Below are 10257 nucleotides of genomic sequence, written 5' to 3'. Positions count from 1 at the left end.
CATCCCCGTCTACACGCGCATCTTCGTCGGTCGCCGTCAGGTTCTGCGCACGGGGCATGGCAGCCCTGCCTCCTGCTGGGGACCGTCGGCGCTCGTCGGAAGGGGTTCGGGACGCCCGATGCTATCGAATCGCCCACCGTGGCGGACCCGTCCCGGACGGCCCGGACGGGGGCCTACCCACGGGGAAGATGCTGGACCTGGGGCGAGCGGCGCCGTCAGCGGTCGCCGCTCGACGCTTCCCCGGAGCCCGCCGACGCGCGAAGGCGGCGCGCCTTGGCGGCGGCGGTCCCCTCCGTGGCCTTCCGGTGCAGGCAGCCGCCCAGCCACCCGAACGGGGCGGAGAAGAGCACGATGATGCCGTCGGCGATCGCGTCGCCCCATGAGTCGCCGAACACGAGCGCCATGAGTGGCACCTCCCCTGCCGCGATCAGCAGGATCAGCAGCACGATCAGCCGCCGGCGTGGCGCCCTGGCCCCGCGGGAGCGTGCTCCTCCCCCCGGCTGCCCGGGCGGCGAGGCCGCCCGCTGCGCACCACCACGCCAGCCCAGTCCCCGCCAGCCCAGTCCATGCCGCCTTCGTCCGCCGTCCGCGCTCTCGCCGTCCCCACCGGCCACCCGGCGTCTTCCCATGCTCGACCGCCCGCCCAACGCGACTGATGTGGCAGGGGACATTCCCGCCCTGTCCGCGACGAACACCCTGATCGCGCAGCGTCGTGCCGGGGGCTGAGACCGGGTCGGGCGGCGCGGTGCGGCGCGGTTCCGCGGAACCGCGCCGGCGGGCGCGACCAGTGGGGGCGGCCGTCGCGCCACCCCGGAGCGCTGACCGTGACCGACGCGCGGCGGCGGTCCGCAGTCCGCTGCGCCGACGAGCCCGGATCGGCGGGGGATCGGGCGCCGCGGACGCTCGGCTGACGGCGCGCGGCGCGGCGACAAGGATCGGTCGGCAGCCGCTGTGGCCGCTGTCGCTGTGCCAGTCGCCCTCGTCACCGTCCTCTGTCGTCAGCCGCCGTCGCCGGCGCCGGCCGTGTCGCCGGTCTCGGCCGTGTTGTCGGTATTGGCCGTGTTCGCGGGGTCGGCGCCGACGAAGTCACGGAGGATCCTGGCGAGCTCGGCGGGCTGATCCAGGGGGATGAGGGNGCGGGTGTCGGCCACCTCGACCAGCCGTCCGCGGGGGAGGAGTTCGGCGAGGCGGCGGCCGTGCTCGGGGGGCATCACCCGGTCCTCGGCGGCCCAGACCACCAGCGCGGGGCCGGTGAAGCTCGGCAGGTAGGCGGGCGCGTCGAGCAGGAGCTCCCGCGCCGGGCGCAGTGAGCGCAGCACCCGCACGGTGTCGCGGCGGATCCCGCCACGGTTCTCGCCGCGGCGCAGCAGCGGTTGCATCCACCGGGCGGTCGCGGCGTCCCCGCGGGCCGTCAGCCAGCCGAAGGCGATCGGCGCGCGGCGCATCGGCCGCAGCCGCATCTGCTGCATGACCAGGCCGAGCAGCGCCGGTGGCAGCGCGCCGGCCAGGGCCAGCGTCCGCCCCGTCAGGCTCGGCGGCATGTTGTCGAACGCCTCGCAGGAGACGAGCGCGATCCGGCCGACCCGCGCGGCGCCGTCCCGCGCGGCGCCGTCCCGCGCGGCGCCGTCCCGTACGACGAGCTGCACCAGCGCCCCGCCGGTGTCGTTGCCGACCAGGGTGACGTCGTGCAGGTCCAGCCGGTCGAGCAGGTCCACGACGAGGCGGGCGAGTCCGGGCAGCGAGAGGTCGGCGTCGGGATGCACGGGATGGCGGTGCGCCCCCATGGGCAGGGTCGGGACCACGCAGCGATGGTCGGCGGCGAGCGCCGCGACCGGGCCGGCCCACAGGGACGCATCCATCAGCAGGCCGTGCAGCAGCACCAGGACGGGCCCGGGNCCGCCGGTGTCCTCGTAGTCAATCGTTCCGGTGGACAGCTCGATCTCCGCCATGCCGGCCGCCTTCCGCGTGTCCGGAGCCTGCGCCCCGAGCCTGTGTCCGGAGCCACAGCTTCTACGTCTTGTAGAAGAGAACCACGCGCCTCGCCGTACGTCCAGCACGGATCGCATCCGCGTCGGGACCCGATGCTGGGATCACTGCTCGGACAGTTGGCCGGGTGGCTGGCCGGGTGGATCCGTTCGGGCCTGGCGGGCGCCTCGTAGGCTGGGCGGATGGACCGCGACCCGCCCGGCGCGCGGGGCGCCCGCACCGTCGAGACTCGAACCCCCCGCCAGGGCGTCCTGCANGAGGCCGAGATCGTTGCGTCCGCGCTGTCGATCATCGAGCGGGACGGCGTCGAGGGGCTGACGATGCGCCGCCTCTCCCAGTCACTCGGGGTGTCCCTCGGCGCGACCTACAAGCACGTCGCGACCAAGGACGATCTGCTCCGCCTGGTCACCGCCGAGCTGTACACGCGGGTCCTCGCCGCCGACACGCCCGACGCGGACTGGCGCCCCCGGCTGCGCTCGTTCCTGCTCCGGATGCACGAGGTGGTCGGCACCTGCCGCGGTCTCGCGGCCCATCTCGCCGCCCACGCCGACGACCCCGTCACCGCCCGCCTGTACTACCCGTTGCACGCGGCGCTCACCCAGGCGGGCTTCACCCCCGCCGGCGCCGATCGGGTGCTACGAACGCTGTTCTTCTACACCTCCGGCGCGCTGCTGACGCCCGCATCGGACCCGGCCCGCGAGCGCGCCGCCGCCGACTTCGCCGCCGGCCTCGACATGGTGCTCGACGGCGTCGCCCACGCCCTCCCCGCCGAAGGCGACCCGGCATCCTGATCCGGCCTTCGGCCGCATCCCGTCCGCGTGCGCAGTGATGCGCANCAGGGCCTCTCGCTACTGAAGCCCGAACCATCGTGGGTGTCGTCTCCGCACATCGGGGAATCCGCGGGCCCTGCTCTTTTGGGTGAGATCTCAGTGAACGTCGTTGACCGACGTTTCGGGGCGCCATACGCTGTGCCCGCGCGGCGGCGATCAACGTTCGGGACGACCGGTCTCCCGCGCTTGTGGTTCTCCGCATGTGGATTTCCGGCCGTGTACGGGACGTTCGTTCTGGCTTTCCGGCGTCTGCGTGCGGAGGGAGTCCGAGCCGGACGCCGCCTGCGGGCGTCCCGGCTGGGAATCGTCCCCCGACCCCAGGGAGATGCACCGTGTCGAGACGACACCCGATGCGCTGGACGAGACGTGGCCGGAGCCACCTCCTCGCCCGGTCCTTTCACCCTCGCGAACACCGCCTGTCACCGGCCGCACCGGCCGCGGGTTCACCTCCGCGTGCACCCGTCGACTTACCCCCGGCCGCGCCGCCCCCACCCCCGCCCTCCCGCGCGGTCCGCACCCTGCTGACAGTCGGAGCAACCCTCGTCCTCGGCGTGGGCGCGGGCGTCGCGCCGGCGCTCGCCGCGGAACCCGCAACGTCCGCGGCGGTCCCGGCAGCGGCGGTCCCGGCAGCGGTGGCACGGCCGGGCTGCGACGCCGCGGCGCTGCAACGCACGGTCGGCGCCGACACGACGATCACGGCGGCCGCGTCCGCGACCACGCCGAACACCGCCACCCGCTACTGCAAGGTGGACGGCTACGTCGCCACCTCCGGCCCCGCGGGCAGCAACCACGTCAACTTCTCCGCGGCGCTGCCGGACAGGTTCGTCGGCCGGTACCTGTTCAACGGCATCGGCGGCGCCGCCGGCTCCATCCCGCCGATCGACGAGGCGCAGCTTGCCGCCGGCTGGGCCCAGGCCGGAACCGACGCCGGCAACCAGGGCTCGGTCCTCGACTACCGCTTCGCCGTCGACCGGACGAAGGCCCTCGACTGGGCCAGCCGCGGCGTGCACGTCACGACCGTCNCCACCCAGGCGGTCACCCGCGCCTACTACGGCCTGCCCACCCAGGCCGGGGCCCTGCACCGCTACATCAGCGGCTGCTCCGGGGGCGGGCGGATGGGCCTGGTCGAGGCGTCGCTGTATCCGACNGAGTACGACGGCGTGCTGGCCGGTGCCCCCGGCTCGAACAGCCTCAACATCCTCAAGTTCGGCCAGATCGTCTCGTACCTGCTGGCCCATCCCGACGCGTGGGTGTCGCCCGACCAGCTCGGGCAGCTCGAGAAGGCGCTGATCGCGAAGTACGACGCCCGTGACGGTGCCGCCGACGGCTTCATCCGGGATCCCGGCGTCGTCGACACCGACTTCGCGCCGTACGGCCTGTTCACCCCGGCACAGCTCGACCTGCTGCGCCTGATCACCGGTGAGTTGAAGGTCGGCGACCGTTCCTACCCCGGCTTCTCCGCGTCCAACGTCACCGGTTGGTCGGCGTTCCTGACCGNCACGCAGCCGCCCTCGACGTGGGGGACGCAGCCGCCGCCCGCCCTGATCCTCTTCGACACCGTGACCCGGGCGCTGTTCGGTGCCGACTACGACTTCCGCACCCAGTTCGACTTCGCCGACCCGGCCGACCCGCAGTCCTGGGCGACGACGTTCGACCAGGTCTTCCCCGGCCAGAACGCCGCCGCCGACTCCTACGNCCGGTTCCGTGACGCCGGGGGCAAGCTGCTGATCTGGCACGGCGCCAGCGACAACGGCATCTCCGTGTTCGACACGATCGGCCTGTACGGCAAGGTGGCCGCCCACCAGCACGGCTACGCCGACACCCAGCGCTGGGCCAGGCTGTTCACGGTCCCCGGCCTGTTCCACTGCTTCGGTGGCCCCGGCGCCCAGGACACCCCGGCGCAGGGTCTCGCCGCCCTCGCCGACTGGGTCGAGCACGGCCAGGTCCCACGGACGATCGTCGTGCACTCGGCCGCCGACCAGCCGAAGGCCGACTTCCTGCTCTGCCCGTACCCCGCCCACCCGATCTTCCTCGGCGGCGCCGACAACCCCCGCCACCTCAACGCCCTCGACGCTGAGAACTGGCGCTGCTCCGCCTGATCCCTGACGGCGATCGCGGCCAGTAGGCGATCCTGGCCGCGATCGCCGGGCGCGGACCCGTCGGTCCCGGGCGGTCCCCGGCGCCTTGCCGGCGGTTGCGGGGACTACCGGCGGTTCGCGGGACCATCGCAGGACGGGGGGTCACGGCGCCCCGGTCAGCCGGCCTTCGTTGATCGGCAGCTGCCACGCGGCCACCCGGAGGCCCGATCGGCCGGCGTTCGGGTCACTGAGCAGGGCGGTGCGGGCGAGCTGCACGCGCAGATGCCTCGCGGGATCGGCTGTGCCGTGCCCGCGGTCGAGAAGCATGGCGGTCTGGCCGGTACTCGTGGTCACCACCGCATCGGCCGGATAGCCGCCGACGGTCTGACCGAACTGGGCAGCCGTCTGCGGGTAGGTCACGGCCAGCAGCTCGGCCAGTCGCAGCCGGTACTCGTACTGCGCGTCTGCGACCGCGTCGCGTTGCGTGGTCCCGGGGCCCTGCTGGGCCGCAGCCAGCAGACTGCCGCCGAGTCCACCGCGCGAGTGCCAGTAGTGGCTGTCGCCGACGACGATCAGATGCGAACGAGCCCGGGTGATGGCGACGTTCCAGAGGTTGGCCTGCTGCTCGAGCCAGGACGCAGTACCCGGTCTGATGCCGTCGGCGGCGACGAGCGAGAAAACCATGGCGTCACGTTCACCGCCCTGGAAGGTGTGCACCGTGCCGACCTTGACCCGCTCGGGCTCGCGGGCGGCCCAGATCGTGGAGATGGCCGCGCTCTGCGCCCTGAACGGGGTGACCACCCCGATGGTCCCCGTCGGCGNCAGCTTGCCGAGCAGCAGCGCGATCTGGTCGTTGACCGCGTCGATCTCCGCCCGGTTGAGCCAGGAGCCGTCGGCCGGATTCTCGGCCCGACCTGCGACGTCGACCCAGCACAGCGGATCCATGTCAGCGGACCGCTGGGCACGGACGTTGGTGAGCACCGTGAGCCGGTCGGCGTAGAAGAGCCGGTTCGCCAGACCTGCGATGGCCGGGTGGCACCGATAGTGCTCGTCGAGCAGCAGGCTCGCGCCCTCGACGGTGCGGTCGAAGGCGTGGAAGCTCGAATACCGCAGATAGGACAGGCAGCGGTCGGCCAGCCAGTCCGCGTCCAGGCCGGCTTCGGCCCGGATCTTCCCCTCCTTCGCGGGCGGGAGGGTGGCGATGTGGGGAAGCTGCATCGCATCGCCGATGATCNGTGCGCGCCTGGCGCGGAACAGCAGCGGCAGGACGGCCGGGATGGAGCACTGGCTGGCCTCGTCGACGATGACCAGGTCGAACAGTCCCGGAGCCGTTGGGAAACGGCGCGCCGACAGTGCGGTGACCGCCCAGCCCCGCACATAGGGCAGAACGGCCCGCAGTTCGGACCAGTCAGGCCGGCCCGGCGCGGTATGCAGAAGCGCGTCGATCGCGCGTTGACCCGCGGCGGACGCGTGTCCGAGATCGACCTCCACCAGCTCTCGTGAGGCGGCGAGCACGTCGTGTTCGCGCTGGCGCAGATCGGTGAGGAGTCCGGAATCGACCGGCATGCCCTCCAGGCTCGCCAGAAGTCCTGCCCGCCTGGATTCGAGGTCGGCGAACTGCGCCACGAGTGCGCAGCGCTCGGCGGTCGGTTCACCGTCGACGCCGAGCTTCGTCAGGAGTCGGGAGCGTCGAGGCTTGCCGAAAAACCAGGCCTTCGCCGTCCGGGCGGCCTGCGCCGCCCACCGCGCCGCCTCGCTGCCGAGCCGCTGCGCCAGTCCCGCCGAGTCCACGTGCAGCTGGCCCGCAACGCGTCCCTGCTCCTCGGTGAGGTCGAGCAGGTCCTGCTCCAGCCGAGCCTTCCCCGCCAGCTGATCATGCAGTGTGGTCTCGGCCGACCGGGCCAGGTCCAATCGGATGGCGCAGGTGGTCGGGGTCTGGTGCGGCGTTGCCCGGTTCCTGAGTTCTTTCAGCGACTGGAGCTCACGCTGTCGGTTGTTCGTCGGGCCGGAGGCGCTGCCGGTGCGAACCAGCAGGCCCGGAAGCTCGTTCTCGCAGCGTTCCCACACCTCGTCCACGGCGCGGTTGTTGGTCGAGGCGACAAGCACGCGCTGTCCGTTCGCGACCGCGGTGGCGACGAGATTGGCGACCAGCTGGCTCTTGCCGGTCCCGGGTGGTCCGGTGGCGACGGTGACCCGGCTGGTCATCGCGGAATGGAGCACGCTGCGCTGGGCGTCGTTCGACTGCCACGGCGTCACGAGGCGCACGGCCGGGGCTGCACCGGCCGACCCCGCAGGCGGCGCGGGAGCCGAGTCGGGCCGCAGGGCGTCGAGGGCAGTCTCCGCGATCTGTGACGAGTGCGCGGAGATGTACTGCAGGTCATCGAGCAGTTTCCGGGTGGCGGTGTCCTGCGGGGCGCGGAGAAGCGCCGCGACGTTCCGTGCGCCCACCACCGGCGTCCGCACGTCAATGTGCTCCTCGAGCGCGAGCGGCTGCAGTTCCTGGACCACCGCAAGTGCGTAGTCGTTCAGCAGCAGGTGGCGCGCCTCGGCCGCCAGCCTCTCGGGTTGGCCCGCGTGCCAGGTGGCCTGGTAGGTCGTCAGCAGGTCGGCGGCCTCCTGTTCGCCGAGAACCTCCCGCGCGAGCGTCGGGTCGGGGCTCGCGACCGAATCCAGCTTCAGGCGCCATCCGGAGCCGTCCTGGACGATCTCGACGCGGCGGGTCAGCAACGGCGCGACCTGTGGCTTCCNCCGCCCTCGGGCGCCCGACGCGGGAGCCAGCACGACCATCGGGTAGCCGGCGACCAGCTCGCCGCCCTCGGCATGGACGCGGGCCACGAGCTCGGCGGCCTCGGGGGGCACGGGGAGGTAGCCCTCGTCGTCCGCGTCCCCGGACAGGAAACGCTCCCGCCCACGCAGGCAGACGTAGTCGGGGCTGGCGGCGCGCAGCTCGTAGATGCCCCCGGCGGACTCCCCGCGCAGGCATGCCCGGTAGTAGTTCAGCAGCCGGACCCAGCCGTCGGGCTGCCGGCGCGGATCGCCGCCCGAGTTCGCTGCCCGGTCTGCCGTCGGAGCCGTCGCCGGGCCCGGTTGCCGGGACCGTGCGGCGCTGGTTCGCGGGTTGTCCGCGACAACGATGCGACCGTTCACCCCGATGGCCGACTTGACCGGGATCTGGCGGGTCGCCTCGTCGCGCAGCCNCAGCCGGCTGTTCACGTGGTCGAACAACTCGTCCACGGAGATCCTGCCGTCACCGTCGTGATCGGCAGCACCGGTCCGCAGCGCCTCGACCAGTTCCCCGGTGAAGACCGAAGGGGCCTGGCCGTGTGCCCCGACCGGGCCCGCGTAGGAGTTCTCGCCGGGGCCGGAGGAAGACAGTACGTAGACTCCGCGACTGGTCAGCGGGGCGGCCGAGGCCGACCCGCCGGACTTCGCCTCCTGGGTGNGGAAACCCATCGCGAAGCCACCACTGAGGCAGCAGTCGAGAATCGCGATCTTCTGCGGTGCCCGGCACGATTCGAGCTGGTCGTTGACGAAGGTCGCGGACACGGTCGTCTGCGCACCGACGNTCGCATGGTCGGAGTCGTGCGTGATGAAGAAGAACTCGCCGGTGNCGGCCACGTCCCGGACCCCGTGCCCGCTGACATAGAGCAGGGCGAGGTCGTCCGGGCCGGCCGAGCCGAGAAAGTCGTCGATGGCCAGCCGCATCTCGTCCGCGGTCGGGTCGGTGATCACCTGGACCGGTTCGAAGCCGCCGATCGTGCGGTGTTCCAGCACGTCGGCGAGCTGTCGGAGGTCCTCGTGAACGCAGGGCAGGGGGCCGAAGTGACCGTCGATGTAGTCGGNCACACCGATGAGCAGGGCGCGGCGGCGACTCGGCCGATTCACGATCCGGTGTCCCGCAGAAAGTCCTCGATGATCCTTTCCTGCGCGGCNTCCGGCCGTCCGGTGACCTCGACCGACTTTTCCCCGTTCACCAGGCGGACCGTGCGATGTCGATCCCGGGCACACCACGCCTTCACAACGTCGACCACCATGCGCGACAACGTGCCTACAGCGGTGGCGCCGAAGATCCACAAAGTGGGGTNGGTGGGGACCGCGGGCCCCTTGGTCTGCGCCTTTGCCTGCGCCGGGGGAGTGCCGGCCGGTCCGGGCCCGAGGATCAGGCCCGGAACCGGGGCAAGGTCCGCACGCAGCGACCGGGCCAGCCGTTCGGACCGGAACACGTCGCCGTCGTCGGGAATCTCGATCTTGAGTATGGGCTGCGCGGAAGATGCTGTCGAAAATGCGTCGGCCACCTACACTCCTCCCAGTCGAAGGATCAGTCCGCAGGAAGATCGATGGAGTGTTACTGGTCAGCTCGAAAGNGGATGCCGGCTCGAGTGACAACTGATGGCGAGCATACCGAGAACCGTCGGCAGGTCTTCCGACGCTTGCTGCGAAGAAGTCTTCTCCTACCGCGCCGGGTTCGCGTTGACGCCGGGGATGAGNAGGTGGCCGGCGTCGACGGGGATGGTCACACCGGTGACGTTCGCGGCCAGGTCGGAGTTCAGGTAGAGCGNGGTGTCGGCGATGGCCTGCGGGTCCAGGAACGTCGTGCCCTTCAGCGCGCCGTAGTGATAGCCGCCCTCGATCATGTCGGCCTCGGTGCCGCCGGGGTGGCCGGCGAACATGTCCCAGGCGGCCTGGTGGTCGGTCATCGGGGTCAGGATCGCGCCCGGGTTGATGGAGTTGCAGCGAATCCCGTAGCGGGCCAGCTCCAACGCGATGTTCTTCATCAGGCCGATGACGCCGTGCTTCGCGGAGACGTAGTGGGCGTAGTTCTGGCCGGGTTCCAGGCCGTTGACCGACGAGGTGATGACGATCGAGCCGCTGCGGCGCTCGATCATGTGCGGGGTGACCGCCTTGGCGGACTTCCACACTCCGGTCAGGTTGACACCGATCATCTNGTCCCACTGGTCCTCGGTGAGTTTCCAGAAGGGTGCCTGCGTCCAGATGCCGGCGTTGGCGATCAGGATGTCAATCTTGCCGAATTCGGCGATGCCCTGCGCGACCGCGTCATCGAGTTCCGACTGCGACCGGACGTCCGCCTCGATGGCCAGCGCCCGCCGGCCGAGGGCCTCGACCTGGGCCACGGTCTCGTCGACGTCGGCCTGGACCGCCATCTTGTACGCCACCGTCGAGAGCTGCTCGGTGATGTCGACGATGACGACGTCGGCGCCCTCGCGTGCACAGGTGACCGCGTGCGCCCGGCCCTGCCCGCGGGCACCACCGGTGATCAGGGCGACCTTGCCCTCGAGCATTCCCATCTCGGCCACTCCTTGCGTCTTCATCGGCGTTGGTCTGTTGTTCGGATGTGCGGGCTC

The 10257-nt window shown here is 71.7% G+C and carries 5 protein-coding genes and 2 pseudogenes; 1 reads left to right on the top strand and 6 read right to left on the bottom strand.

Going from position 1 to position 10257, the window contains the following annotated elements; translation table 11 throughout:
• Positions 1-215: 215 nt before the first annotated feature.
• Together UK94_RS18760 and UK94_RS18755 are read right to left on the bottom strand one after the other, a co-directional pair.
• A complete protein-coding gene (locus tag UK94_RS18760; protein ID WP_011603608.1) occupies positions 216-446 on the bottom strand; it encodes a hypothetical protein in 231 nt (76 codons plus the stop codon).
• Positions 447-1136: 690 nt separating this feature from the next.
• Positions 1137-1880, bottom strand: a 744-nt coding sequence (locus UK94_RS18755) for an alpha/beta hydrolase (RefSeq protein ID WP_268761489.1), incomplete at its 3' end; no start/stop codon positions are given.
• 363 nt (positions 1881-2243) lie between these two features.
• Here UK94_RS18755 and UK94_RS18750 point away from each other — a divergent pair.
• Positions 2244-2777: TetR/AcrR family transcriptional regulator (locus UK94_RS18750; RefSeq protein WP_235488608.1), on the top strand; the 534-nt coding region annotated here is incomplete at its 5' end.
• A 6202-nt stretch (positions 2778-8979) separates the two neighbouring features.
• On the opposite strand, the gene UK94_RS57355 is transcribed toward UK94_RS18750, so the two are convergent.
• The 4 genes and pseudogenes from UK94_RS57355 to UK94_RS57345 form a co-directional block, all read right to left on the bottom strand.
• A partial coding sequence (locus UK94_RS57355) for a hypothetical protein (protein WP_235488607.1) occupies positions 8980-9189 on the bottom strand: 210 nt, incomplete at its 3' end.
• A 193-nt stretch (positions 9190-9382) separates the two neighbouring features.
• Positions 9383-9452 (bottom strand): annotated as a pseudogene (locus UK94_RS74315) (hypothetical protein); the annotation flags it as partial.
• Between the two features lies 1 nt (position 9453).
• Positions 9454-9839 (bottom strand): annotated as a pseudogene (locus tag UK94_RS57350) (SDR family NAD(P)-dependent oxidoreductase); the annotation flags it as partial.
• Between the two features lies 1 nt (position 9840).
• A partial coding sequence (locus UK94_RS57345; protein WP_235488605.1) for an SDR family NAD(P)-dependent oxidoreductase occupies positions 9841-10200 on the bottom strand: 360 nt, incomplete at its 3' end.
• Positions 10201-10257: the final 57 nt, after the last annotated feature.

Source organism: Frankia sp. AvcI1 (genome assembly GCF_001420875.1).
Lineage (GTDB): Bacteria > Actinomycetota > Actinomycetes > Frankiales > Frankiaceae > Frankia > Frankia alni.
The sequence above is the reverse complement of the archived record's forward strand: the minus strand, read 5'-3'. Positions and strand labels throughout refer to the sequence as shown.